This is a genomic window from Acinetobacter courvalinii (assembly GCF_014635545.1).
In the GTDB taxonomy this organism is placed as follows: Bacteria; Pseudomonadota; Gammaproteobacteria; order Pseudomonadales; family Moraxellaceae; genus Acinetobacter; species Acinetobacter courvalinii.
Genome location: NZ_BMDA01000002.1, coordinates 157,357 through 182,967, shown reverse-complemented (window position 1 = coordinate 182,967; position 25,611 = coordinate 157,357). Strand labels below are relative to the sequence as shown.

The 25,611-nt window shown below is 43.8% G+C and carries 21 protein-coding genes; 9 read left to right on the top strand and 12 right to left on the bottom strand.

Annotation, left to right across the window (positions count from 1 at the left end; all coding sequences use genetic code 11):
- Positions 1 to 5: 5 nt before the first annotated feature.
- Positions 6 to 1,505: a MocR-like pyridoxine biosynthesis transcription factor PdxR gene (pdxR, locus tag IEV39_RS10435; protein ID WP_005282511.1), complete on the top strand. Its 1,500-nt coding sequence runs from the start codon at positions 6 to 8 to the stop codon at positions 1,503 to 1,505.
- Positions 1,506 to 1,574: 69 nt separating this feature from the next.
- Here the strand turns inward: pdxR and IEV39_RS10430 are convergent, their stop codons facing one another.
- The 4 genes from IEV39_RS10430 to IEV39_RS10415 form a co-directional block, all read right to left on the bottom strand.
- Positions 1,575 to 3,008: an amino acid permease gene (locus IEV39_RS10430; protein WP_005282508.1), complete on the bottom strand. Its 1,434-nt coding sequence runs from the start codon at positions 3,006 to 3,008 to the stop codon at positions 1,575 to 1,577.
- Positions 3,009 to 3,435: 427 nt separating this feature from the next.
- On the bottom strand, positions 3,436 to 4,008 hold the full coding sequence (ssb, locus tag IEV39_RS10425; RefSeq protein ID WP_005227828.1) for a single-stranded DNA-binding protein: 573 nt from the start codon (positions 4,006 to 4,008) through the stop codon (positions 3,436 to 3,438).
- Positions 4,009 to 4,059: 51 nt separating this feature from the next.
- Complete coding sequence (locus IEV39_RS10420; protein WP_005282505.1) at positions 4,060 to 5,421, bottom strand: MFS transporter; 1,362 nt, start codon at positions 5,419 to 5,421, stop codon at positions 4,060 to 4,062.
- A gap of 157 nt (positions 5,422 to 5,578) precedes the next feature.
- On the bottom strand, positions 5,579 to 6,661 hold the full coding sequence (locus IEV39_RS10415) for a DUF475 domain-containing protein (protein ID WP_005227830.1): 1,083 nt from the start codon (positions 6,659 to 6,661) through the stop codon (positions 5,579 to 5,581).
- Between the two features lie 172 nt (positions 6,662 to 6,833).
- Between IEV39_RS10415 and tenA the strand changes: the two genes are divergently transcribed.
- Entirely contained in the window at positions 6,834 to 7,514 is a 681-nt protein-coding gene (tenA, locus tag IEV39_RS10410) for a thiaminase II (protein ID WP_005282501.1), read from the top strand.
- A 37-nt stretch (positions 7,515 to 7,551) separates the two neighbouring features.
- Here the strand turns inward: tenA and IEV39_RS10405 are convergent, their stop codons facing one another.
- From IEV39_RS10405 to IEV39_RS10390, 4 genes are all read right to left on the bottom strand, one after another.
- Positions 7,552 to 8,283: a hypothetical protein gene (locus tag IEV39_RS10405; RefSeq protein WP_005282498.1), complete on the bottom strand. Its 732-nt coding sequence runs from the start codon at positions 8,281 to 8,283 to the stop codon at positions 7,552 to 7,554.
- Between the two features lie 319 nt (positions 8,284 to 8,602).
- A complete protein-coding gene (locus IEV39_RS10400; RefSeq protein WP_005282496.1) occupies positions 8,603 to 8,956 on the bottom strand; it encodes a DUF1304 domain-containing protein in 354 nt (117 codons plus the stop codon).
- A gap of 70 nt (positions 8,957 to 9,026) precedes the next feature.
- Complete coding sequence (locus IEV39_RS10395; protein WP_005282493.1) at positions 9,027 to 10,004, bottom strand: zinc-binding dehydrogenase; 978 nt, start codon at positions 10,002 to 10,004, stop codon at positions 9,027 to 9,029.
- A gap of 3 nt (positions 10,005 to 10,007) precedes the next feature.
- Positions 10,008 to 10,610: a TetR/AcrR family transcriptional regulator gene (locus IEV39_RS10390; protein ID WP_005282488.1), complete on the bottom strand. Its 603-nt coding sequence runs from the start codon at positions 10,608 to 10,610 to the stop codon at positions 10,008 to 10,010.
- Positions 10,611 to 10,854: 244 nt separating this feature from the next.
- On the opposite strand from IEV39_RS10390, the gene uvrA reads away from it, so the two are divergent.
- Together uvrA and IEV39_RS10380 are read left to right on the top strand one after the other, a co-directional pair.
- Positions 10,855 to 13,686, top strand: coding sequence for an excinuclease ABC subunit UvrA (uvrA, locus tag IEV39_RS10385; RefSeq protein WP_005282485.1), 2,832 nt, complete (start codon positions 10,855 to 10,857; stop codon positions 13,684 to 13,686).
- Positions 13,687 to 13,805: 119 nt separating this feature from the next.
- Positions 13,806 to 14,648, top strand: coding sequence for an AbiJ-NTD4 domain-containing protein (locus tag IEV39_RS10380; RefSeq protein ID WP_005282482.1), 843 nt, complete (start codon positions 13,806 to 13,808; stop codon positions 14,646 to 14,648).
- A gap of 17 nt (positions 14,649 to 14,665) precedes the next feature.
- Here IEV39_RS10380 and IEV39_RS10375 read toward each other — a convergent pair whose 3' ends face one another.
- A complete protein-coding gene (locus IEV39_RS10375; protein ID WP_005282480.1) occupies positions 14,666 to 16,387 on the bottom strand; it encodes a GGDEF domain-containing protein in 1,722 nt (573 codons plus the stop codon).
- Positions 16,388 to 16,659: 272 nt separating this feature from the next.
- Complete coding sequence (gigD, locus tag IEV39_RS10370) at positions 16,660 to 17,112, bottom strand: Lrp/AsnC family transcriptional regulator GigD (RefSeq protein WP_032873854.1); 453 nt, start codon at positions 17,110 to 17,112, stop codon at positions 16,660 to 16,662.
- A 145-nt stretch (positions 17,113 to 17,257) separates the two neighbouring features.
- Between gigD and kynU the strand changes: the two genes are divergently transcribed.
- The 4 genes from kynU to IEV39_RS10350 are packed head-to-tail and all read left to right on the top strand — an operon-like array spanning position 17,258 to position 21,895.
- Entirely contained in the window at positions 17,258 to 18,508 is a 1,251-nt protein-coding gene (kynU, locus tag IEV39_RS10365; RefSeq protein ID WP_005282474.1) for a kynureninase, read from the top strand.
- A gap of 40 nt (positions 18,509 to 18,548) precedes the next feature.
- The gene (locus IEV39_RS10360) at positions 18,549 to 19,955 is read left to right on the top strand and encodes an amino acid permease (protein WP_005282471.1); all 1,407 of its coding nucleotides are present in this window, start codon (positions 18,549 to 18,551) and stop codon (positions 19,953 to 19,955) included.
- Positions 19,956 to 19,961: 6 nt separating this feature from the next.
- Complete coding sequence (locus IEV39_RS10355; protein ID WP_005282468.1) at positions 19,962 to 20,717, top strand: alpha/beta hydrolase; 756 nt, start codon at positions 19,962 to 19,964, stop codon at positions 20,715 to 20,717.
- A gap of 23 nt (positions 20,718 to 20,740) precedes the next feature.
- Complete coding sequence (locus tag IEV39_RS10350; RefSeq protein ID WP_005282464.1) at positions 20,741 to 21,895, top strand: porin; 1,155 nt, start codon at positions 20,741 to 20,743, stop codon at positions 21,893 to 21,895.
- A gap of 337 nt (positions 21,896 to 22,232) precedes the next feature.
- Here IEV39_RS10350 and blaOXA read toward each other — a convergent pair whose 3' ends face one another.
- Complete coding sequence (blaOXA, locus tag IEV39_RS10345) at positions 22,233 to 23,069, bottom strand: OXA-294 family class D beta-lactamase (protein ID WP_032883129.1); 837 nt, start codon at positions 23,067 to 23,069, stop codon at positions 22,233 to 22,235.
- A 690-nt stretch (positions 23,070 to 23,759) separates the two neighbouring features.
- On the opposite strand from blaOXA, the gene omp33-36 reads away from it, so the two are divergent.
- Entirely contained in the window at positions 23,760 to 24,707 is a 948-nt protein-coding gene (gene omp33-36 / locus IEV39_RS10340) for a porin Omp33-36 (protein WP_009510167.1), read from the top strand.
- A 121-nt stretch (positions 24,708 to 24,828) separates the two neighbouring features.
- On the opposite strand, the gene IEV39_RS10335 is transcribed toward omp33-36, so the two are convergent.
- Positions 24,829 to 25,479, bottom strand: a complete 651-nt coding sequence (locus IEV39_RS10335; RefSeq protein ID WP_005227861.1) for a response regulator — start codon at positions 25,477 to 25,479, stop codon at positions 24,829 to 24,831.
- Positions 25,480 to 25,611: the final 132 nt, after the last annotated feature.

The window sequence follows — 25,611 nt, the reverse complement described above, 5'->3', positions numbered from 1 at the left end:
GCCAATTGCGTAGTTTACTTGGAGACCATTTATTACAACGTCTCCAACAGGACATGGAAGGAAAACTACATCAACGCCTATTTCGCTGTTTACGCGGGGCCATTATCGAAGGCGTCATCCAGCCGAAAACCCGCTTGCCTGCTTCACGTGACTTAGCCAGTGAAATTCATGTGTCCCGTAATACGGTGCTTTCAGCCTATGAACAACTTCAGGCAGAAGGCTATCTGGAGGCGCGTACCGGACATGGCACCTGGGTGGCAGAACAGCTTCCTGAAGCCTTTTTAAATACCAAGATCAATAAAAAACAAGCGCCTGTTGCCCAGCAAGAAACCTCGGTGGTGCTGTCACAACGTGGCTCAAGCTTATTGGGCTATGCTGCGGCTTCTCCACACCAGTGGGGAGCCTTTGTCCCGGGTGCCCCTGATGTCACCGAGTTTCCGCATCATATTTTCAGCCGTATCCAGGCCCGTCTCAGCCGTGAACCCGATATTAACCGGCTGATTTATAGCAGCGCTGGTGGCTGTATTGAACTGCGCAGCGCCTTGGCCGACTATCTACGTGTTGCCCGTTCCGTGCAGTGCGATGCAGACCAGATCATTATTACCGAAGGCATCCATCAGGCCATTGATCTGGTTTCACGGGCGCTCAGTGATATTGGCGATCGTGTCTGGATTGAAGACCCGGCCTATTGGGGCATGCGCAATACCTTAAGGATCAACGGGCTGGATATTCAGGCCATGCCGGTGGATGCCGAAGGGATTATTCCCGAAGAACAGCCAGCCGAACCGCCTAAACTGATTTTTGTAACCCCTTCACATCAATATCCACTCGGTTCGCATTTAAGTCTGGACCGAAGAAAACAGCTGATCCAGATCGCCCGTCAACATCACAGCTGGATTGTGGAGGATGACTATGACAGTGAATTCCGCTTCTCTGGCCAGCCTTATCCTTCCCTACAAGGTCTGGAAAATGATGCGCCAGTGATTTATATGGGCACCTTTAGTAAAACCATTTATCCCTCATTACGGATTGGTTATGTGGTGGTGCCGAAGCCGCTATTCTCGCCTTTACGGATTGTGGCAGCGGAATTATATCGGGGTGGACATCTGCTCGAGCAGAAAGCCTTGGCTGAATTTATTCGTGAAGGCCATTATGAAGCGCATATCCGCCGCATGCGTTTGCTGTATGGCAAACGCCGTGACTATCTGGTGAGCCTGATTAACCGTTATTTGGGACCGGAATTTGTGCATGAGTATGATGAGGCAGCCGGCTTACATCTGGTACTCAAGCTTCCGGCGCAATGCGACGATGTCGCGGTTGCCGCCACCGCACTGGAACGTGGCGTCAAGGTACGCGCACTGTCACAATATTATATGCACTCCCATGCCCATGCACAGCGTGGACTGCTAATGGGCTTTGCCTGTGTCAATGAAAAAGATATGGTCATGGCCTTTGGTGTGTTATTGCAATGTCTACGTGAAGCAGGGGTTGCGACCCTGCCTTAAGCACAAATGAAAAATAGAGAATCTCGCTCAAGGGATTCTCTATAGATTTAAACGATGATTCATGCATGTTTAGATCGATTGTTTTTTCTGGATCAGGGCATTGTTGCCGACTTTAGCCTTATTCAGTTTCTGCACCAGCACACCAATCATTACAATCGACAAGGCCAGCAAGGAAGTGTAGATCACTTCTTTAAAATAAGTCCCTTCGATCAGCATCACCAGTAGTGATCCAATAATGATAAAAATCACGGCATAGGTAATCCACGGGAACAGCCACATTTTAAAATCGATCTGTTTGCCTTCACGCTGGTACTTTTTACGCATCCGTAACTGGGAACAGGCAATCGCCAGATACACATATAAAGCCACCGTACCTGTGGCCATCATCAGCACATCATAGACATTCATGCTTTCAGTTGCGGTTAAATACACGGCGACAACAGCAAACAGACTGGAAAACACCACTCCGATCCATGGACTGCCCTGACGGTTGGTCAGCGCCAGACATTTGGGTGCATCGCCGCGCTTGGAGAGCGAAAATAGCATGCGCGAACAGGTGTACAGTGCCGAGTTAAAGCAGCTACATACCGAGGTGAGTACTACGAAATTGACAATATGCCTTGCTTCAGGAATGCCCAGTGCAGTCAGGGTAACGCTATACGTTCCCCAGGTTGGATCTTTTAATAAAGGATTGTCATGCGGAATCAAACAGACCGTGATCAACATGGAGCCGACATAGAACAATAAAATCCGCCAGACCACTGAATTAGATGCTTTACGGATCTCTTTTTCCGGGCTTTTGGATTCCGCAGCCGCCACCGTGACAATTTCAGCACCGACATAGGCAAACATCACTCCCAATAACGCAGTAATCACTGGTGCAATCCCATTCGGCATAAATTCTTGTTGGAATAATCCGGTTGAACCTGCTTGAGCCAGATCGCCCCACGGCCACAGATGAAAAATGGCTAAACTGCCAATCACCAAAAAGATAATAATCGCCACCACTTTGATCAGGGCAAACCAGAACTCAAATTCACCATAGCTTTTGACGTCTTTTAGATTGACCCAGACCAAGGACACAATCACCAGTAGCATATAGCCCCAGATCGGCATAAACGGAAACCAGCTATGCAGAATCTTACCGGCGACATAGGCCTCCCAGCCCATCAACAGGGTCCAGAAACACCAGTACAGCCAGCCAATTGAGAACCCGGCCCAACGTCCAATGGCACGATCGGCATAGGTCGAAAATGAACCGCTATCCGGATTCATCACTGCCATTTCACCGAGCATGCGCATGATGAACAGCACCAGTAATCCGCCTAAGGCATAAGCCAGGATAACCGCGGGACCTGCGGCGTAAATGACGTTACCAGAACCGACAAATAATGCACCGCCAATCACTCCGGCAATCGAGATCATGGTGAGATGGCGCGACTTTAATCCACTTTGTAAGCCGTGGGCTTGTTTGGCTTCGGAACGATCAGGGTGTGCTGTCATTATTGTTCTTCCTTCACTTCAGGCGCATCTTCCGGTCTCAGAACAGTGCATTCTGAAATAGAAAATACCCTCAAAAAATTTAGTCGTTTTGTTCATCATCCATGCCTGGATCTTTCTATGACTAAACCGACGCTTCCGTATGCATACGTCCAATAGATTTAATGTGTCGCTTCGGCAGCCAAGAAACGAGAGCCATTTTGAGAATAAAACCGAGGGCCAATTGCAGGATTTCTCCTCACCACCGGGACTTTTTTTAAAGTGTATTTTTAAGGGCGTTCTTGTTTTGATTTTTAGCAATAAGGCATTGGATTCTTTTCAAGATATGAGCTAACAAGAGGATTTTACGGATAAGTGATGCAGGGAATGAGACAATAAAAAAGCGAGGTATAACCGAAGTTATCCTCGCTTTTGAACATCTGCTTTGGGCTTAGAACGGTAAGTCGTCGTCTAGATCCGCAGGTGCTGCAGCGGGTTGCGGTGCTGCTTTTGGCGTATTAAAACCATTACCTGCTTGAGGGCTGCCCGCATAATTACCTTGGTTGCCGCCGTTAAAGCCGCCATTCTGGTTGTTATTGTTATAACCCGTGTTCTGGTAGCCACCGCCTTGATTATTATTGTTATTAAAGCGTGGTTGATTGAAATCGCCACCGCTTTGCTCGCCTTGCTGACGCGTATCCAGCATTTGCATCTGGTCGCCACGGATTTCAGTGCTATAACGTTCCTGACCATTCTGGTCGGTCCATTGACGGGTACGTAATGAACCTTCGATATAGACTTTTGAGCCTTTACGCAGATATTGCTGAGCAATTTCACCTAAACGGTTATGCAATACAATACGATGCCATTCCGTTTGCTCTTTACGTTCACCTGTACTCTTGTCCATCCACGACTCACTCGTTGCAATCGAGAACTGAGTAAGCGACCCGCCATTCGGGAAGGTTTTTGTTTCTGGATCTCGTCCTAAAGTACCTACTAAAATAACTTTATTCACACCACGCATTAGCTGTCTTCATCCTATATATTTATATGTTTCACTTTATAAGAGTTATGATCAAATGGCTACCTCTTTGCCAATCAAGTGCGTTAAATCTTGTCGTCCAGCATCATCAATGCACTGTTTATCGACTTTAATATAAGCAACTTGTTGCTCAGGCATCACCACGACTTCTTCAATACCACGAATTGCCAAAAGTTTTGAAGTCCATTCGTCTGTTTGTACCGTCTGAGGTAAAGGCAATACAATTGAGGACAGATATCTTGGCTGTGCCAATCCAAAACTAATCAGCAGCCATATTATAGCAATCCCGGTCAGCACACTCCACCCGAGCGCAGTATTCTGCATCATCAAAAGTTGCCCGCCCAAGGTACCGCCAAAGAAAGCGCCGAGGAACTGGCTGCTGGCATTGACCCCCATCGCAGTCGCTTTCGACTGGATCGGCGCAGCCTTGGACAACCATGACGGCAATAAAGCTTCCATCACGTTAAATGCAATAAAGAACAGGCCTAATCCGGCAAGTAACACGTATTTTGATTCATAGCCAAAAATCAGGATCAACAGACCGCCAATAATCCCCGCAATCGCAGTCAGAAAAATGCCGCGCATCTTGCGATATTTTTCCGCAATGATAATGCTTGGAAACGCAAAGAACAGACTGATCACTAAGAGCGGCAAATAGACGAATCCGTGCTTCGCCAATGGAATTTGTGCGTATTCAATCAACTGTGAAGGCACATAAATAAACATGGCGGTCAGCAACAGATGCAACGCAAACACCGAGACGTGCAAGCGGTTCAATTCACCCATCTGGATGACTTGTTTAAGCTGATTCAGATAGCCCTGCTGGTAGTTTCGATGATGACGGGTGACTTTAGGCACCAACAGCAACATTAAAATGGCCGCCAGCCCCATGATCGTGGTCACAAAGAATAGTCCCGAAATACCGACCAGACTGGTCAGCCACGGCCCCAAACTAAATGCCACCACAAAAGACAGGCCAATACTCATGCCCATCGCAGCCATGGCTTTGGTGCGTTGTTCTTCTCGGGTCACATCCGCCAGTAATGCCATCACCACCGCTGAAACGGCACCAGCACCGGCAATGGCACGACCGATAATCACGCCATAAATGGTGTCCGACAAACCCGCAATTGCCCCACCGATTGCAAACAGCAACAGTCCAAGCACCACCAGCGGTTTACGGCTGAAACGGTCTGCCAGCAAACTAAATGGGATCTGTAAAATTGCCTGAGTTAAGCCATAGACCCCGACCGCAAGACCAATCAGGGCTGGCGTGGCGTATTGATAGGATTGTCCTGCCACTGAAAAGACAGGAATAATCATGAACAGGCCCAACATGCGTAAGGCAAAAATGCTACTTAAGGCAAAGGTTGAACGGCGTTCTAAAGCATTCATTGTTGATAAGACACTATAACGGGCTCAGCGAATTATAAGCCATTCGCCTGCAAAGGTTGTAAGTTAGATCATGAAAATCACAATCTTTCTTCAGGGAAAAATAAAGGAGCGAATATCGCTCCTTTATTTAACATAGCTGTTCAAGCTGAAAACAAGCTTAAGAAGCCTGTTGTTCCCGCTTGCTGTACTGAATCGAAGCAATCACCGCCCAGACAATAAAGGCCACCCCGATCAGGCCAGTCACCACTTCAGGTACATGTAAGCCAGTACCGCTGGCAATCATGATAAAGGCCAAGGCACCAATCGCATAATGTGCGCCATGTTCTAGAAAGATATAAGCATCCAATGTACCTTTCTCGACCAGATAGATGGTCATCGAACGGACAAAGATCGCACCGATCGCCAGACCGAGCATGATGACCACCACATCGCTGGTAATCGCAAAGGCACCAATCACACCATCAAAACTGAATGAGGCATCCAGCACTTCAAGGTAAAGGAAACCACCAAAACCGGCTTTGACCACACCCGCAGCAGCGCCATTTGAATCATGGGTGACAGCATTCCCCTCATCATCAATTTCAGGTTCGCCACCCAATAAATGACTCAACACCTGAACGCCGATGTACACCACAATCCCCCAGATTCCCGCCATGGTGACCGCCAGGCGCACCGATTCTTCCACGTTTGCTGCCATGATGATCATTGCGATCAGGGCAAGGAAAACCGACATCGCAGGTACGCTGGCCAAATGTGCCAGTTTGGCTTCTAACCATTTAAACCAATGGGTTTCTTTGCCGTCGTCAAAGAAGAAATTCAAGAACACCATCAATAGGAAAGTACCACCAAAGGCTGAAATTTCCGCATGATGGGCCATTAAACGTTCGGAATAGGTTTTTGGGTCATTGAGGGCCAGTTTTGCCACTTCAATCATGCCCATATCTGCCGTCACGGCCACGATCACTACAGGGAAAATCAAACGCATACCGAATACGGCAATCAGAATCCCTACGGTTAAGAAAATCATTTTCCAGAAATGATCCCAACCACGTAGTACCGAGGCATTTACAACCGCATTATCAAACGATAAAGAGACTTCCATCACCGCCAGAATTGCAGTAATGGTCAAGGCTTTCAGCATGGTGGTTACACCTGCTTCAGGCCCGTGCGTATAGCCCCAGTAGGCCGATAGTGCAAGACACACCACCGTAAAGAAAATTGAGAAACGAAAATGCTTCATGAGCAGCCTTTTATTCAAATAGTCGGGTGATAAAAATGTGTCTATTGTAGGCGAGTTTGCGTTGAAATAGACAAAAGATTGTTGCACTTATTTTGAAGAAAATTTTATCTCCGGCAGACTCTGTTATAGTGCTGACAGCATTATTTAGCATGTTTTTTAATAGGTTCAATCCATGACGTTTTCTCAAGATGTATGGCAACGCAATCAAGACTTATATCAAAAAATATTAGCCTTGCCTTTTAATCAGGAACTTGCAGCAGGGACATTAGATCGCAAGGTATTTTGTCACTATGTGATTCAAGATGCGCATTACTTACTGGCCTATGGTCGGGCGTTGGCTGTGGCTGCGGCAAAAGCCTATGATGCCGATGATGTGATTCAGTTTTCTGAAGCCGCAAAAATCGCCATTATTGTAGAACGCAGTTTGCATCATGATTTTATGCAGGAGTTTGATGTCAGCAAGGCCGAGTTTGAAAATACACCACTGACTCTGGCCTGCCATCATTACACGTCTTTCCTGACAGCAACGGCGTGGTCTGAAAGCTATCCTGTCATTTTGGCTGCCTTGCTGCCATGTTTCTGGATTTATGCCGAAGTGGGCAAAGACATTATCAACCAGTCTGTTGACAATAATCCTTATCAGGCCTGGATCGACACCTATGCGGGTGAAGAATTTAATACGGCCGTACGGAATGTGATTGCGACCATAGATAAAGTCGCTGCTCGCTGTGATGCGGACACCCTAGCCAAAATGCATGCCGCCTATACCATGGGGGCAAAACTGGAGTGGTTATTCTGGGATAGTGCTTATCAACAACGTCAATGGTTAGGTCTGGATCAGATAAAACCATAACCAAGGAGGCATGCGCCTCCTTCTTTTATGAGCAAATCTAGTTTCTGCGCCATTTGCCCCAGTTCAGAAAAATAGCGGCCCCCAGCAGGGTCAGGAAAATCAGGAATTTGGCTTCAAATCGGGCAATACTGAATTGCTGACGATGACTTTGCTCCTGCAACGATGGATCAAGCTGTTGGGTATCCAGCGGTTGGATGTCCAGCGCCAGTAATTGCGGTGTTTTTTCTGCCTCGCCAATCACCACATAGGCCGCTTTAATTTCGAAGTCCTGCGGGTTGGTTATCCCAAAACTGATTTTGGCAGGTGTGCTGGAGTTGTATTCTGGAATCCAGTCCATAATCTGGCCATATACACGAACATTATCAGTTGTGCCCAAGACCGGGTCTTGTATCTTTTTCCCGGTTTGTTCCTCAATCTCATCCACCAGATCTTCAAATTCATAAAAGGAATAGTTCTGGCGGTCCGGCAAATGATTGGCGACCAGATTCACCTGCTCTGTCGGATTGGCAGGATGCGCCTTATTAATCATGCCTTCACCCTTAACCACAAAATCGGCCTGGCTATTATTCGAGGCAGATTTGGGTACACCGACCAGATAAAAGGCGGTCCAGAGCTGTGAACCTGAATTCAGGTTTTTCAACTGCAACTCATACACTTCATCATGATTTAAATTAAAGACCTGATCAAACCCAATGATTTTTGTTTCCTGTGCCATGAGACTTAAACTCAGACACATGCCCCACCCCAGTACCATCAGTTTTCTTAACATTATTATTGCTCATGTGTTCTATGTTATTCATTTTAATTTATTTATTTGATAAACCAGAAAATAATTCCTGACTTTCTTCAGACAGGATGACCAAAAATGACAGCTTGTAGCATTCTGTTATCCTTAGTTCCCAATCTGGCTCAAGATCAACATGTGCGGATTGCATACAAGCAGGTCCTGCCCTGAAAAACAGACATAAAAAAGCCCCAATTAAGGGGCTTAGTCGTATATCGTATCGTCCGATATACTGTATGAGGCTCATCTCAAACTGGGCGCATTAAAACATAAATCCATCCAGTTGCCTACTGATATCTCTCGGCTAAAAAATATTCACTACAATTAAAGCAATGAATGCGGGGATGGCCTGAATGTAAATAATCTTCTTGCTGGCGGTCAAACCCCCATAGATGCCAGCGATCAGCACACAGCCCAAAAAGAAATTGGCAATCGCGAGTGCATAGCTTGCAGGCGCCAGTAATGACCAGAATAAACCGGCTGCAAGAAAGCCATTATATAATCCCTGATTTTGTGCCATCACTTTGGTGAGCTGTGCTTTTTCCAGACTATTGCCAAAGGCTTTTAAGCCATAGGGTTTGTCCCACAAAAACATTTCCAGCACGAGAATATAGACGTGTAATAAGGCGATAAGTCCAATGAGCAGTTGTCCAAACATCTGATTATCCTTTTTATAATGACGACATAGCGAATGAAACCAGCCTCACGGCTGGCAGTGATGATTTAACTTAGGGCTTCAACAAGACTTTACCTTGACGAGCACCTTGGGTTGCCTTGAGTGCAGCCGTTTTGATTTCATCAAAGCTAAATACACCTTCAACAGGTAGAACCAGTTTCTTTTGCGCTGCCAGTGTCAGAAGTTCTACAAACAATGCCTTTTTACGCTCTGCTGGCATTTCTTTACTCACCACACTGGCCCAGAAACCTTTTACCGTCGCCTGTTTAAAAATCAGATCACCCGATGAAATCTGCATGGTTTCGCCTGTCATGCTACCAAATGAAACCAATAGGCTATTTTCACTCAGCAGATTCAACATTTCACCACTGGCACTGCCACCAATTGAATCCACTCCTGCAATTAAAGGCTGATCGGCATGGAGGGCTTTGACTTGCACTTTCCAATCTTCCTGATCCGTTGCCACCACATGCTGGATGCCGAGGGCCTGCATTTCGGCAATTGCATCGCTACGGCGCACCAGATTAATGACTTGCAGACCACGCGCCTGAGCGATCATGGCAACCGTTTTTCCCACCGCACCGTTGGCGGTGTTCTGGATCAGCCATTGACCCGGCTGTACATTAACAAAATCCAGCAGCATCAAGGCACTGATCGGCATACCAATCAATTGAGCCGCTGTTTCATTATCAATGGCATCATTTAAGGGAATGATAGCCTGTGCAGGTGCAATAAAATATTCTGCCCAGCTACCATGCACACCAGCAATTGCCACGCGTTGTCCTAATTTACTTTGATCAACGCCTTCACCTACCGCATCAACCATACCGACCGCTTCACTACCGCCTATGGCAGGAAGGGTTGGCTTATAGCCATAGCTGCCACGTACAGTCCAGACATCATGATTATGCATGGGAGACAGGATGGTTTTAATACGAACTTCACCCGCTTTTGGCTCAGGCTGTGGCATTTCTGCCAGCTGTAACACCTCGGCAGGTTCACCAAAACTGTGATGGATAATACTTTGCATTTTTTATTCCTTAATCGGTTGTAACAGCTGTTGTGTGGTTTCCAGAGCCAGATGTAGCGGTGCTTTGTCTTGGGCTAATTTGGTCATCAGGGCCGCACCCAGCCATAACTGATACATCACCTGAGCCGTTTTAAATGGATCCAGATGCATTGGAATGGAGCCTTGTTGTTGCCCTTCTTGTAGTAGCAAGGCCACACGTTGTGTCAGCCGATGCACACCAAGATTGAGAATTTCACGCATGTCTTCAGATAAATCGGCCACCTCTGCACCTAATTTCACAATCAGGCAATTCTCGGCCCAGCTGCCATACACAGGATCATCAATCCAGGCCTGCCATAACGCCATCAAACGCGCATAGGCATCTGCTTCTGTCTGTTGCCAAAGCTGCTCGACCCGGACTTTGTAATCTGCCATGTACTGTTCCAGCAAGGCACAGCCGAAGGCTTCTTTAGAAGCAAAATAATGGTAGAACGACCCTTTCGGAACAGCACAGGTCTTGAGAATTTCTTGCAAGCCCACCCCGACAAAACCTTTACGCAACACCAGTTCAAAACTGGTATCGAGAATATGTTGTCGCGTGGCTTCACTTTTAATTGATCGTTTCATCAGCACACTATAAATTAATATTAGACCAGTCGTCTAGTAATTTGTATATTTTTATTCCTTCCGTGTTGATAAGTCGTAATTTGGCCTAGGGAAAGCTCAAAATACGAGGCATATTACCCACAATAAATGTGAACCAGTTCATTAACCGTCACAATTTGTCGTTTTAATTATTTTTATAACACTTGAACAATTTTAAATCGTTATCATATACATGTTTTCATGTTCAGCTTATTGAGATGTATTTATGAGTCAAAGTCATATCCGTATTCGAGGCGCACGTACCCATAATTTAAAAAACGTGTCGCTCGATATTCCACGTGACAAGTTTGTGGTGATTACGGGACTTTCTGGCTCAGGAAAATCATCCTTGGCCTTTGATACCTTGTATGCCGAAGGCCAGCGCCGTTATGTCGAATCGCTATCGGCCTATGCACGCCAGTTCCTGTCACAAATGGAAAAGCCGGAAGTCGATTCGATTGAAGGTTTATCGCCTGCGATTGCCATTGAGCAGAAGTCGACCAGTCATAACCCACGTTCGACCGTGGGGACCATTACCGAAATTTACGACTATTTGCGTTTACTCTACGCGCGTGTCGGTACGCCTTACTGCCCTGAACATGACCTACCGATGGTGGCCCAAACCATTTCGGAAATGGTCGATGTAGTCAAGAGTCTGGAAGAAGGCACCGCATTGATGCTGCTTGCACCTGTAGTACGGGAGCGTAAAGGTGAGTACACCCAACTGTTTGAACAGTTACAGGGGCAAGGTTTTGTTCGTGCCCGTGTTGATGGGGAAATCATTGATATCGATACCCCACCCGAGCTGGACAAAAAGAAAAAGCACACCATTGAAGTGGTGGTGGACCGCTTTAAAGTACGTGATGACCTGGGTAACCGGATTGCAGAATCGTTTGAAACTGCACTACGTCTAGGCGGCGATATTGCGGTGTTATCCTGGATGAATGGTGAACATCCGGAACGTGTGTTCTCGGCCAAGCACTCTTGTCCTGAGTGTGATCGTGCCGTGGCTGAACTTGAACCACGCCTGTTCTCATTCAACAACCCATTCGGCGCCTGCCCTGTCTGTGACGGTTTGGGAACACGTAGTCATTTCAGTGCAGATAAACTGATTCCAAATGCTGAGGTTTCGATAAGCCAGGGTGCAATTCGTGGCTGGGACAGACAGCGTCCGTATTACTACACCATGCTGCAAAAAGTCGCGGATCATTTTGGTATCGATCTGGATGAGCCTTGGAACAAACTCGATAAAGATACGCAAAAGAAATTCCTGCAAGGTACAGGCAAAGAGAAAATCGACCTGAGTTATATTGATGAACGTGGTCGTAAGCATACCCGTGTACAAGCCTTTGAAGGGATTTTGCCGCATCTGGAACGTCGCTACCGCGAGACGGAATCGAATTATGTCCGTGATGATCTGGCGCAATACTTGTCGAATGCCGCGTGTGATGCTTGTGGCGGTTCACGTTTGAATGAAATTTCCCGCCATGTTCGGGTCAAGGACAAGACCATTGCCCAGATCACCAAGATGTCGATTGGTGATGCGGAAAATTATTATCAGGACCTCAATCTTGAAGGTGCCAAAGGTGAAATCGCCGATAAAATCTTTAAAGAGATTCGTGAGCGTTTACACTTCTTAGTCAGCGTTGGCCTGAATTATTTGAGTTTGGCTCGTTCAGCCGAAACCCTTTCAGGCGGTGAAGCCCAACGTATCCGTCTGGCGTCACAGATCGGTGCCGGTCTCATGGGCGTAATGTATGTGCTGGATGAACCGTCAATTGGTCTGCATCAACGTGACAATGATCGCTTACTACAAACCCTGATTCGCCTACGTGATTTGGGGAATACCGTACTGGTGGTTGAGCATGATGAAGATGCCATCCGTGCCGCTGATCATATTATTGATATTGGTCCAGGTGCAGGGATTCATGGCGGTGCCGTAATTGCCGAAGGAACTTATCAAGAACTGGCAGATCATGCCGACTCACTGACAGGTCAATATCTGTCAGGTAAGTTGAAAATTGAAGTACCGAAACAACGTACCCAGTCTCCTCGTCCGGATGAAGTGATTAAGCTGTCTGGTGCCAGCGGACATAACTTGCAGAATGTTGATCTGACCATTCCATTAGGCATCATGACCTGTGTCACAGGGGTGTCTGGTTCGGGTAAATCAACATTAATTAACCGGACTTTATTGCCGTTAGCAGCGACGCAACTGAATGGCGCAACCACGCTAACTGCCGAGAAGTTTGACTCGATTGATGGTTTACAACATTTAGATAAAGTGGTGGATATCGATCAGAGTCCAATTGGGCGTACCCCTCGTTCCAACCCTGCCACCTATACCGGTTTATTCACGCCAATCCGTGAGTTATTTGCGCAAACACCTGAAGCCAAAGCACGTGGTTATAGCGCAGGTCGTTTCTCCTTTAACGTGAAAGGTGGTCGTTGTGAAGCCTGTGAAGGCGATGGCATGATCAAGGTGGCGATGCACTTCCTGCCGGATATGTATGTGCCTTGTGATGCCTGTCATGGCAAGCGTTATAACCGTGAGACTTTAGAAGTCGGTTATAAAGGCAAGAACATTTCTGATGTCTTGGAAATGACTGTGGAAGATGCAGCCGAGTTCTTTAGTGCCATTCCGGTGATTCATCGTCGTTTAGATACTTTGACTCAGGTGGGCTTGGGCTATATCCGTTTGGGTCAGGCTGCCACTACCCTTTCTGGCGGTGAAGCGCAGCGGGTGAAGCTGGCACGTGAGTTGGCAAAACGTGATACAGGTCGAACCTTATATATCTTGGATGAACCAACTACAGGTCTGCATTTCCATGATATTGCAAAGTTACTCGACATCTTGTACGAGCTACGCAATAAGGGGAATACCATTGTGGTGATTGAGCATAATCTGGATGTGATCAAGACCGCTGACTGGGTGATTGACTTAGGCCCTGAAGGTGGTTCTGGTGGTGGTCAAATCATTGCCGAAGGTACACCTGAACAGGTCGCCGAGGTTGAGATTTCACATACAGGGCGTTTCTTGAAACCGATGTTGAAATAATTTATCCGTTAACCCTAGACTTCGCATTAAAAGGAAGACTTCCCCTCTTTTCAAAAGAGGGGCTAGGGGAGATTTTTAGATTGAATAAAAAGAAAATTTTTATAATTTTGAGGTAAATAATGCGATTCTCAGAAAGATATGGATATAAACCTATTCGAGAAATAATTCAAAAAGAGTCAATTGATCAAGAACTCAGAAATGCTTTATGGTCTCTGTATGACAGAATAATTTTTTCTAATTTTAACAATGTAGTCCAGCCTGGGAGCTCCAGTATTTTGGGAAGCAATTTAGAAGGCTTTTTCCTTAATATTTATATGAACCTTTTTCATAAACCTACCGATGAAATACCATTTGGGAGAAGTGAAGGTATATCAGCATTAAAAAAATATTTTATGATGTGCCAATGGTATGAAGTTTATGATTTTATTGAGGTTACGTTAGACAACTATCCTAATATCAGATATAGCTCAGATTCATTTTCTAACTCAGTTAATCTTTGCCTCGAAAAATATTTATCAGCTTATCGCTTATCAAACGGTAATATACTTGAAATTACAAGTGAACAAGAAATACAGTCTATTGAACAAGCATTAGAAAATACTAACCAATATTCAGGTGTTCAACTGCATTTAAATCAGGCATTAAAACTCATGTCAGATAGACAAAACCCTGACTATAGAAACTCAATTAAAGAATCCATTAGTGCTGTCGAATCAATTTGTAAAATTATCACGCAAGATGATAAAGCGACTTTGGGTAAAGCACTAAAAATCATTGAGGAAAAATATAGCTTACATGCTGCCCTAAAAAGTAGTTTAAGCCAACTTTATGGTTATGCCTCGGATGGAGATGGTATACGACATGCGATGCTAGAAGAATCGATTTTATCTTATATCGATGCTAAGTTCATGCTAGTTTCTTGTACAAACTTCATAAACTATTTAATTGAGAAGACAAAATAGGTTGGGGGTAAGAGAGTTTACCCCTCCACCACATTCTTCCCTTTTGCCTTGGCTTTTAATAAAGACTGATCGGCTTTTTCTAACAGCGCTAACCAGCTATTTGCCCCAATCGCAACACCAATACTCACCGAAACCCGAATCTCGTCGGCCATACCCGAAAGCAGAATACCTTGCCCTGCAACCCCTTCACGAATATTTTCCGCAATCGCTTTAGCAGCATCCATCTGAATATTTTCCAGCACAATAAGAAACTCATCACCGCCATAACGTACGATCAGGTCAGAGGTCCGCACATGCCGTTTAAGCTGATCCGCAATCATGCTGATTACCTGATCTCCAACAATATGCCCGTACTGGTCATTCACAAACTTAAAGTTATCAATATCAATGGCAATCACACAGGTATGCGCCAAACCCTCAGCTTTGTCCTCAAGTGCAGCTATATACTCCTCTAAGGCCAAACGGTTCGCCACACCTGTCAGTACATCAGAGTTCGCGATCTGCTTGAGTTGCAACTCCATGCTGTCGCGTTGTTTCAGCATCCCTCTGAGTTTATCGATGGCTTCAAATAATGAAAAAAACTCTTCCTTGTTTTTGCGCATTTGAGTCAGTTCATCCGAGCTACCGGAAAGACGCAGAATCATATTGCGTGCATTGATCAACGGACCAAACACCCTGCGCTTGGCATAAATCATGGTAAAGATGGCAATCAGTAACGATAAACTGGAAATACACAGGGTAAAGATAAATTGCAGTTTTGCACGCCGGTTTTGTTCGTCTGCAACCGCAATACTGTCGTCCAGAATATAGTTTTGCAAATCCATGACCGTGGTAAATTTACCCACCATCTGATCGGTCAATTCGTTCGCGGTAATAAAGTAGGCCTGATGATTTTTACTTTCATCCAGTAACTGCGAAATAATAGGCAGGCCTTTATCCAGAAACTCTGTTTTTACCCGTAAATATAAACGGACATATTCAGTTGATTTGGACTGTTCAGGCTGAATGGTATCCACCAGCCCCCATAGATAAATGGCTTGATGCTGGGTCTGTAAGGAGCGCGCCCGATTCTCATCGGAAATTTTCTCGTCAAAGGTCACAGGCGCCATAATATTGGAAGCGACTCGCCCGGCCTGATCCCGCATATCTGTTAAAATCAGGATTGAAGTAAAGTAGTTCGACATTTTACTGTTTTTACTTTCAGACAAGACCATTAACCATTTGAGCAACTCTCGGCTTTCATCCCAGACATCAAACATAGACAGGATGGCGCGATCAAACTGGATCGAGGTGCGCTGAGGCGTTGGAGTATTTGCATAAGCATCGACCGTGCTACGCGCCTGCGCCAGTTTGGTCTTGAGGTCGGTATCCAAATCTTCGGCAATCATGCCAAAACCATTTCGTTTTAAAGTCTCAATGGTTTGTTCTATCTGCAGATCGACGACCTTACGGTATTGTTGTAAGTCCTGACGGTTTTTGGCCAGATCCTGCGGCTGACTCGACATGACTTTATTGGATGGAGCACGTTCCCGTGAAATTTTATTGGCAGTTTTCACCAGGCTACGCAGGCTAATGATCTCGATTAAGGTTTTATTTGTTCTTATATATTCTTGATAACTATTAATAATAAGCGGAATAGACAAATAGGAGATAGAAAAAATAATAACAAGCATGCAGAGAAACAGGCGCCGACTAATTTGCTCAGAACGTAATTTCGAGCTTTTCAAGTGTTGCCCCATTAACACACCTTACACTTTTTCAAAAAATGATCTCGATTGCATTTTCAACAGTGCATAATTTTACCTGAATTTGAAAACCCAGAACCATGATTAAATAAGCTTTTTAGTTAAAAGTACCAAGGTGTGATGAATCTTTGAATATCAATTCTCTGATTTAATCAACTTATCGAGAATAATTTTTATTTAATCATGTTGTATATAATTTCACTATATTTATAAATCATCTAAATATACTACTCCTTTATATTTATATTGCATAAGAGCAATCATATTTACAGCAAACTTTTCTGAATGACCTTATCCAGAATAATTTTGGAATTAATACTCATTATCCCTTTAATTTTATTCAGTTTATTTATTATAAACTGTGAAAATTCATTTAAGTCTCTGGCTGCAACATGTAATACATAATTGGAATCCCCCGTAATCACATAGGCATTAATCACTTCTTCACATTGATCAATCTGCTCAAGAAAAAATTTATGATCTGTTTCAGTGAGCTGCACAAGTTTTATTTCAACAATGGCCTCAATTTTAATCCCCAATTTCTCGTAATTAATTTTCGCCTGATATTTTTCAATAATGCCATGGCTTTCCATAATCTTGACCCGACGGTGACAGGCCGAGGGAGAGAGATTGACCAAGTCTGCTAATTCCTGATTGCTGAGGCGCGCATCTCTTTGCAAAAAGTTAATAATTTTGAGGTCAATTGCATCAATATTCATCTTCGTCAATTCTTCTAATAATTTAGCTATATTTGAAATCATATCCGAAAAACTGACTTTTTTTGCTGTTTTTATCGAATAAATCATAAAAAAACAACTGATAAAATCTAAAGATAAAATTTCAAAAATCAGGGATAGAAGCATCATGATTAGCTATCAACAATGTCTTGACTGGGATCAGCAAGATCAACTCAAAGTCTTTAAGGACGAATTCGCCTTACCTGAGAACGTCATTTATCTGGATGGGAATTCATTAGGGGCAAGACCCAAAAATTCGTTGAACTATGCACAATATATTATTCAGCAACAGTGGGGAGAAGACCTAATCAATAGCTGGAATAAGGCAGACTGGTGGGGACTTCCGACCCGTTTAGGTGATAAGGTCGGTCAACTTATTGGCGCAAAGACCGGTGAAACCGTTATTTCGGACTCGACCACTTTAAATTTGTTTAAAGTCCTTTCTGCCGCAGTCAAGATTCAGGCCGCACAATTCCCACAACGCAAAATTATTGTGGCGGAAAAAGATGCCTTTCCAACCGATATTTATATTATTGAAGGTTTTATTGACCTGATCAATCAAGGCTATCAGGTTGAATTGATTGAAGGTGCCGAGGAGTTAGAACAGGTTCTGGAGAAAGATGTTGCCGTTGTGGTGTTATCACATGTCAATTATCGCACCGGCTACTTCTATGACATGTCCACCATCAACCAGCGCATCCATGCAAAAAAGGCCTTAATCATCTGGGATTTATGTCACTCTGTCGGTGCCGTGCCGATGGATCTCAATCAAACCAGCACTGACTTTGCCATCGGTTGTACCTATAAATATCTGAATGGTGGTCCGGGTTCGCCTGCATTGCTGTGGGTGAATCCCAAACATCGTGATCAATTCTGGCAACCTCTTTCCGGCTGGTGGGGGCATAAAAAACCCTTTGATATGGCTCAACATTATGAACCAGCCAACAATATCCGTCGCTATCTATGTGGTACCCAGCCAATTATCTCGATGAGTCTGATTGAATGTGGGGTAGATATTTTCCTGAAAACCGATATGCAAAAAATTCGTGAAAAATCCCTTCAGTTAACCGATTTGTTGATGGCATTGATCGAACAGGAGTGCTCAGAATTTGGTTTTGAGCTGATCACACCACAAGATCATCAATACCGTGGCAGTCATGTCAGCTACCAGCATCCCCATGGTTATGAAATTATTCAGGCACTAATCGCCCGTGGCGTGATCGGAGACTACCGCGAACCTGAAGTTCTACGCTTTGGCATCACCCCGCTCTATCTGGGCTTTGAAGATATCTGGCATGCCGTGCAGCATCTCAAGGCAATTATGCAGCAACAAGAATGGAAGAATGAACGCTACCTGGTAAGAAGTGAAGTGACCTGATCTGACACTTTCAGATTGAAGTTCTGGCAAGGAGACGCCAATGGATAATTTTAACAAGATTCAAGCACGTGAAGCAGGTTTACATAAGAAACTCTCCGCCAACCAAATGGCCATGATTGCCATTGGCGGAGCAATTGGCACCGGGCTATTTATGGGCAGTAAATTTGCAATTAGTTTTGCTGGCCCAGCCGTAATTCTCAGTTATGCGATTGGCGGCCTGATTGCCTTTGCACTGATGGCCTGTTTAGCGGAAATGACCGTGCAACATCCGACTTCCGGATCATTTGGTGCCTATGCCGAGCACTATCTCAATCCCATGGCTGGTTTTCTGGTTCGCTATAGTTATTGGGCCTGTATTGTGCTCGCAGTCGGCACAGAAATCACGGCGGTTGCCGAGTATATGAAAATGTGGTTTCCACAACTACCCGCCTGGATCTGGATCGTCTTCTTTTCTGGCACCTTACTCGCAGTCAATGCCTATAGTGTCAAGGCATTTGGACTGGTGGAATACTGGTTTTCTACCATCAAGGTCTTTGCCATTATTGTCTTCATTCTGCTAGCGATCGGTATTCTTACCCAAAATACCCAACAAAGTAGCCATGTGATGGGGAATCTAACCAGTCACGGCGGCTTTTTTCCAAACGGGTTTAGCGGAGTCTGGATGGGTGTGATTATTTCTATTTTCAGCTATCTGAGTATTGAAATGATCGCTGTTGCAGCAGGCGAAGCGGCAAATCCTGAACAAGCAGTCAAGTATGCATTTAAGAGTACTGCCCTGCGCCTGATTCTATTCTATCTGCTGTCCTTGTCTTTGATTGTTGCCTTGGTGCCATGGACTGAACTGATCGGACAGAATGCAACCAGTCCTTTCGTCACTGTCATGCGCATTGTCGGTATCCCTTATGCAGATAGTATTTTGAACTTTATCGTTATTGTGGCGGCACTTTCGGCCATGAATAGTATGCTGTATATTTCAACCCGCATGCTATTTAGCCTTTCGCGGGCAGGCGATGCCCCGCGATTGTTTGGTAAAATCCGTCCGAATGGCGTACCAATCAATGCCCTGTTTCTCTCTGCAATGGGGATTGCCGTCGCCAGTGTAGTTTATACCCTTGATCCCGCCTCAGCCTTTCCCATCATGATTGCGCTCTCCATGTTTGGCGCTTTATTTACCTGGGGCAGTATTTTCGTCACGCATATCTTTTTTAGAAGAAACATGGCCAAGAATGGCAGAACATTAAAATTCAAGATCCCGGCCAGTCAACTGATTTCATGGCTCGGTTTATTCAGTATTCTGAGTATTACGCTCACCACCTGGTTTACACAGGAATTTAAATCCACCCTGCAGTTTGGTCTCCCGTTTATTGGGGTGCTCCTGTTTTTTTATACGCTGAAACATAGGGCAAAAAAACGCGATCTCGCCTTAAAAACTGAAGTGTCCGAGTAGAAAATCATGCAGCTTTATGACAATTCTCGCACAGTAGCTAATGAGGCAGAGATTTTGGCTGCCTTCCAGCAGCGCAGTAGGCTGGCCTATCAACATTTTCCTTGCCTTCAGGAAATCCGATATGCCGAAGCTCCACGATCAACCCTCGATGTCTTCCCCTTGGCGCAGGCGACAACAACGCTGGTCTTTATTTATGGCGGCTATTGGCAATGGTGTGATAAGTCAGATTTTGCCTTTATCGCCACAGATGTACTGGCCAAAGGCATGCAGTGTGTATTGGTCGAATATGAGCTTGCGCCACAAAGCACGATGGCCGAAATCGTCGCACAGGTTAAGCAGGCACTCGACTTTATCCAGCAGCAGCCCTGGATTACGCAGCACGTGCTACTTGTCGGTCATTCCGCAGGTGCGCATTTGGCAGCGCTCTGGATGCAGCATGAGATAGTGACTGAAGCCGTCCTGCTCAGTGGTATTTATGATTTGAGACCGATCCAGCAAACACATCTGAATACGGCATTGAATTTAACAGAACAGGACATTCTTCAATATAGTCCGCTATTACGACAGCATGCTATTTCAAAGCCTTACAGTATTTACTGTGGCGAGCAGGAGCTGGACGAATTAATTTTACAAAGCCAAAATTATTTTCAGCACAGGTCTGGATTAGATCAAGCACAGGTCAGCTTTAAATTACTCGACAAGACCAATCACTACACGATTCTGGATGAATATTTTCAGCACTTATTAAAACCAAAAACTTAAATTGATACATGGATGTTATAACAATGGTTAAGTTTAAACTTCAGTACCAGTGGCTTTTTATTGCTTTAAATTTATTAATTTCACCGCTTAGCCAAGCTGAAATCGAGCTGCTCAAACAAGAGCATATCTTGTCCGATCATGATCAGTTGAGATTGACCAGTAAAGGTAGCATGCGACTACAGGCACTTAATTTTGATCACTACGATGCATCGAATACAGGGCAGAAATATCGCAGAAATGGCTATAGTTCGACGAGCCGTATCTACGTCAATGCGGATTATAAAATCAATGATCAGTTCAACCTGATTGCAGGTTATCAAAACTTTATTAATCCTGCCAAAATTCTGGATTGGCAAGGACATTATCAGAAAAATGACCAGAGCCTAAGCACAGAACAAGCCTACTTGGGAATCACAAATCCACATTATGGCACTTTAAAATATGGAAAGATTTATAGTGTTTATTACGATGTGGTCGGCAGCAAAACCGACCTTTGGGACTATAGCACACTGGCCCAGCCTCAAACCTGGAGTCCTTTTGCATATCATGATGGTACTCAGGCAGCGGCGAAAACTTTAAGATATGAGAACAAAATCAACAACATTGATGTATATGCGTCTTATTTATTTAAAGACCATACGACGCTCGGGCCGGTCCGTTATCAACGGCAATCCGGACAGGAAATTGCTGTAGATATTCATTTAAATAAAAACCTAAGCTGGGCCATCTCGGGAAAATATAATCAGGCCCAGCTTCAGTCTGATCTTGAAACAGATCGCTTTTCCCAAACTTTACTTGCTTCTGCCCTGTTTTATTTTGACGGAACCTGGATGCTCTCCGCTGGAGGAGGCTGGTATAAAAACCTTCTTCCTAATTTTGAATTTTCAGCCCATTCCGATTCACTAGAAAAATTTTTAAATACGGAAGCTTATGGACTTGAATACTATGCAGGACATAATTTCGATATTGGCCATGATGGAATCAAATACATTCAGCCTTATGTCATGGGTAATTATTTGAAATATAGCAGTGGCTATAATTTCTCACGTCAGGATCATGGTGTTGGTGTGGCATTGCGCTTTAGCCATGGACTGGGTTTGGATTATGAACGTCTTTTTACCCGAGATACCAGTCATACACCGGATATGCATTTATTTAGATTGCGCTATGAATGGTAATCTCATTCAAAATCGGGGCATAAAAAATATCGCTTATATAGACTCAATGAGACATATGCCTTTCATCACTTAATCTCCATCTTGCTTTAAACGTCTACACCTAACTTAGTTTCCCCTAGCCTTTGCAATGACAAAGGCTTTGTGATTCTCAATCGAAAAACCCTATCTTAAAAATAAAAATTATCAATTTCACAAATCACTTTCTAAAGAACATAATTTAATCAAGCAGAGAAATTCTTTTATTAGCCAGAAACCCTCAAGGATGTTTTTCTCCCCAATGTAAAACATCCTTTTTCGAACCCAGCTTGATCTTAAAAGCTGGGTCTTTTTTTAAATATTATTGGGGCAATAGACCCAGTTGTTGTAAAGCCTGATACACAATAGCTTTACGTGCTTCTGCATGTGCTGCCTTTTTCATTTCCATATTCAGTGAAAATGCAGTGACCTGACCATTGGGTTGTTCTACCCAACCTGTCCACCATCCCACCTGAGGTTTTACATCCATGCCCCATCCACTTTTGGCATAGATTTTGGTGCCCTGAATATCTTCAATCAGCAACATATCTTTAACTTGTTGCTGGGTTGATGAGTCAAATGCAAGTTGTTTTTTCGCCAAGGCATAGGCAAATTTTACTTCCTCCACAGGGGTAATTTCTAAAGGCCCCACTAACCAGAAATTATCCACTTGCGTTCCAATCGACTGATTGCCATACCCGACCCGTTTTACTTCACTGGCCATTAATTCCAGACCAATACGGCGTGCCAGTTCCTGATACACAGGTACAGCCGAAGCCTGCATGGCTTCTGCCAGGGTTAAATCTTTTTCCCAGCTGGTAAATGCCCGCTTCTGTCCATCCCATTTAAATACTTCATTTGGTGAAGTCTTATGATGCTGGATACCAATCAAGGCATTCAGCATTTTAAAGGTGGAAGCCGGAATATAACGCTGATCGGCCCGGTTAAGCGCATTGCCATATTTTTGAATAGCTTTGCCATCATAGGTGACCAGTACACCGGAGGTCTGGATATTTTCAAATGCAGTTGCGATCTGATCTTCAGTCTGTTTCTGTGTGACTAAAGCTTGAACGTGTGGCTGAATATTTTGGCAGCCCAATAATATTATTGAGGGCATCACAACTACAGATAGAGCGAGTAATTTTAATTTTTTCGGCATGACTATAAAATTGAACAACACAGAAATAACCTATGACTATAAGCTTTTTCATGTATCTATACTGTAGCGTTATTTATTAGGCAAAATGGGCCATTGCAGACAAAAAAAAGCTCAGCCTTGGGGAAAGCCGAGCTAGTAAAACATTGATGTTTAGAACATCAGAATGCTCAAGAAAATGTTATGAGATATTAAAATGCAAATTAGATACCTCTTGTTAATTATTATGTGAATTGCTTCTCGAAAAGTAAAGTTGATTAAATAGATCGGAATTAAATTTCCAATCGTTTTTGCTAATTGGTTATTAAAAATCAGATTTATGCGCTATTTTCGGTTATATTAACCCAACTTGAAAAAACGCAATTTTTTGCCTACCGTTTCGCATAATATCGAAATAAGGTTATTTCAGCTCACGCTTTTAATTACCTTTTTATGACAAAATAAAGCCTCAACTTAACGAAAAAAACGATTATAATAATCGAACAAACCAATCAAACTATTTATTTACGACATACCTATTACATTCTATAAAAACTCAAAATATAAGCTTATCTCCTTGTTAGTTATATACTTTATAAATGGTTGACAACAATTCAATTAAATGTTCACTTTTTAAACGATCGCAAGCCACATTTTGAACGTTTATCGGAAGGCCGAATTTATTACATTGACTTCATAAATTGTTACAATACAATGGCTGCAAATTTACTCTTTCTTGTTTTAAAGCTGGAAATCATTATGAAAAAACTCGGTTTAGCCACTGCTCTAGTTTTAGCCATGACCGGTGCTCATGCATACCAAGTCGAAGTTCAAGGTCAATCTGAATATGTAGATACAACTGCAAATGATAAAGACTTTACTGGTGCTGCTAAAGGTACTTACTACTTCAAAAATGTAGATGCGTCTAAAGGTCCTTTAGCTGAAGCGGCTTTCTTAAACCAAGCTTCGAATGTTTCTGCTGCATATAACTTTGCAAAAGTAAGTGGCGATGAAATCGAAACTGTTAAGAACAACTCTTTCGGTGCGAAAGGTGAAGTTTACCTTCCTACTCCTTATGTACCTGCTTACGCAAGCGCTGCATATAGCCACTCTCAAACTAAGTTTGAAGACGAAAAAGACAATGGCGACCGCTATTCTGTAGAACTTGGTGCTATGGTTTTACCTAACTTCTTGGTTGCTGTAGGTTATACTCGCGTTGCTGACCAAATTGCTTTAGATGCAAACAAAGCTCTTGAAAATGGCGTATTCAGCGCTGTTGCTGATGCAGCAACAATTGGTGATAAACAAGACGTTGTAACTGCACGTACTAAATACGTTGGTAACATCGACGGTACAAACATGGCTGTAGGTTTTGAAACTGGTCTTGTATACGGCGATAACCAAGCTTACGGTTTAAAAACTGATCTTTATTTAACACCTAAGTTAAGCGTTGGTGCTTCATATGCAGAAGCAAACTTTAGCAAAAACCCAACAAATGAAGACTTCCGTCAAATCAAGTCTGCTTGGGGTACAAACGTAAATTACTTCATCACTCCAGCAATTGCTGTTGGTGCTAGCTACGTAAATGCTAATGCTAAACATGCTGACGCTGATTTAGGTGATACGCAAACTGTTGGCGTAAACGCGAAGTTCCGTTTCTAATATTGGATTGTGGTTCTAGTAATAGAACAATAAATTCATAATAAAAAACCAGTTCTTATGAACTGGTTTTTTATTTTTTGTTATTTAATAAAATGAGAATCTGGATTCTCATTTCAACAGCTTACATTTTTTTATCTTCAATATTTAAAGCACTGATTGCCAAGACAGCCTGAGTACGGTTCTGTACACCCAATTTACGGAAAATGGCCGTGACATGTGCTTTAATGGTTGCTTCAGAGACTTCCAGTTCATAAGCAATCTGCTTATTCAATAAACCTTCTGCCACCATCATCAACACACGGAACTGCTGTGGTGTCAGTGATTGCAGGCGTTCTGCCAAAGCGGTTTCATCCGCGGCTCTTGGGTCAAAACCGGCATGCGTCGGTAAATTCGGCGGTAACCAGATTTCACCTTCCAGAACGTGTTTAATTGCTTCACCAATATGGCTTGGATGTGAAGATTTCGGAATATAGCCCATGGCGCCATGTGCAATGGCACGCTGGATGATTGACACTTCTTCATGGGCTGAAACGATGATAATCGGAATGGCAGGGTATTGTGCACGCACATATACCAAAGCAGAGAAACCGGAAGCACCCGGTAGATTTAAATCCAGTAACACCAGATCAGGTTCCGCACCATGTTCTAAGCGTGCATAGAATTCATCAACATCAGCCGTCTCCTGAATCTGTGCCTGAGGCAAACTATAACGAACCGCTTGAATCAAGGCATGTCTAAAGAGAGGATGGTCGTCTACAATTAAAATATTCATAAGCGCTTAAGCTGTCTGCAAGTACGTCACTGTACGATGTTTATTTAAATTCAATCCGTCTAAGCCTATTTTCAATTAGCGCTGAGGTCAAGCACAAGCATTGATTTATTTCTTTTTCCCGCAAAATAAATC

Bases quoted from the DNA above. Each gene is read 5' to 3' on its own strand.
- IEV39_RS10430 (WP_005282508.1), bottom strand. From the start codon at position 3,008: ATGACAGCACACCCTGATCGTTCCGAAGCCAAACAAGCCCACGGCTTA.
- ssb (WP_005227828.1), bottom strand. From the start codon at position 4,008: ATGCGTGGTGTGAATAAAGTTATTTTAGTAGGTACTTTAGGACGAGAT.
- IEV39_RS10420 (WP_005282505.1), bottom strand. From the start codon at position 5,421: ATGAATGCTTTAGAACGCCGTTCAACCTTTGCCTTAAGTAGCATTTTT.
- IEV39_RS10415 (WP_005227830.1), bottom strand. From the start codon at position 6,661: ATGAAGCATTTTCGTTTCTCAATTTTCTTTACGGTGGTGTGTCTTGCA.
- tenA (WP_005282501.1), top strand. From the start codon at position 6,834: ATGACGTTTTCTCAAGATGTATGGCAACGCAATCAAGACTTATATCAA.
- IEV39_RS10405 (WP_005282498.1), bottom strand. From the start codon at position 8,283: ATGTTAAGAAAACTGATGGTACTGGGGTGGGGCATGTGTCTGAGTTTA.
- IEV39_RS10400 (WP_005282496.1), bottom strand. From the start codon at position 8,956: ATGTTTGGACAACTGCTCATTGGACTTATCGCCTTATTACACGTCTAT.
- IEV39_RS10395 (WP_005282493.1), bottom strand. From the start codon at position 10,004: ATGCAAAGTATTATCCATCACAGTTTTGGTGAACCTGCCGAGGTGTTA.
- IEV39_RS10390 (WP_005282488.1), bottom strand. From the start codon at position 10,610: ATGAAACGATCAATTAAAAGTGAAGCCACGCGACAACATATTCTCGAT.
- uvrA (WP_005282485.1), top strand. From the start codon at position 10,855: ATGAGTCAAAGTCATATCCGTATTCGAGGCGCACGTACCCATAATTTA.
- IEV39_RS10380 (WP_005282482.1), top strand. From the start codon at position 13,806: ATGCGATTCTCAGAAAGATATGGATATAAACCTATTCGAGAAATAATT.
- IEV39_RS10375 (WP_005282480.1), bottom strand. From the start codon at position 16,387: ATGGGGCAACACTTGAAAAGCTCGAAATTACGTTCTGAGCAAATTAGT.
- gigD (WP_032873854.1), bottom strand. From the start codon at position 17,112: ATGAATATTGATGCAATTGACCTCAAAATTATTAACTTTTTGCAAAGA.
- kynU (WP_005282474.1), top strand. From the start codon at position 17,258: ATGATTAGCTATCAACAATGTCTTGACTGGGATCAGCAAGATCAACTC.
- IEV39_RS10360 (WP_005282471.1), top strand. From the start codon at position 18,549: ATGGATAATTTTAACAAGATTCAAGCACGTGAAGCAGGTTTACATAAG.
- IEV39_RS10355 (WP_005282468.1), top strand. From the start codon at position 19,962: ATGCAGCTTTATGACAATTCTCGCACAGTAGCTAATGAGGCAGAGATT.
- IEV39_RS10350 (WP_005282464.1), top strand. From the start codon at position 20,741: ATGGTTAAGTTTAAACTTCAGTACCAGTGGCTTTTTATTGCTTTAAAT.
- blaOXA (WP_032883129.1), bottom strand. From the start codon at position 23,069: ATGCCGAAAAAATTAAAATTACTCGCTCTATCTGTAGTTGTGATGCCC.
- omp33-36 (WP_009510167.1), top strand. From the start codon at position 23,760: ATGGCTGCAAATTTACTCTTTCTTGTTTTAAAGCTGGAAATCATTATG.
- IEV39_RS10335 (WP_005227861.1), bottom strand. From the start codon at position 25,479: ATGAATATTTTAATTGTAGACGACCATCCTCTCTTTAGACATGCCTTG.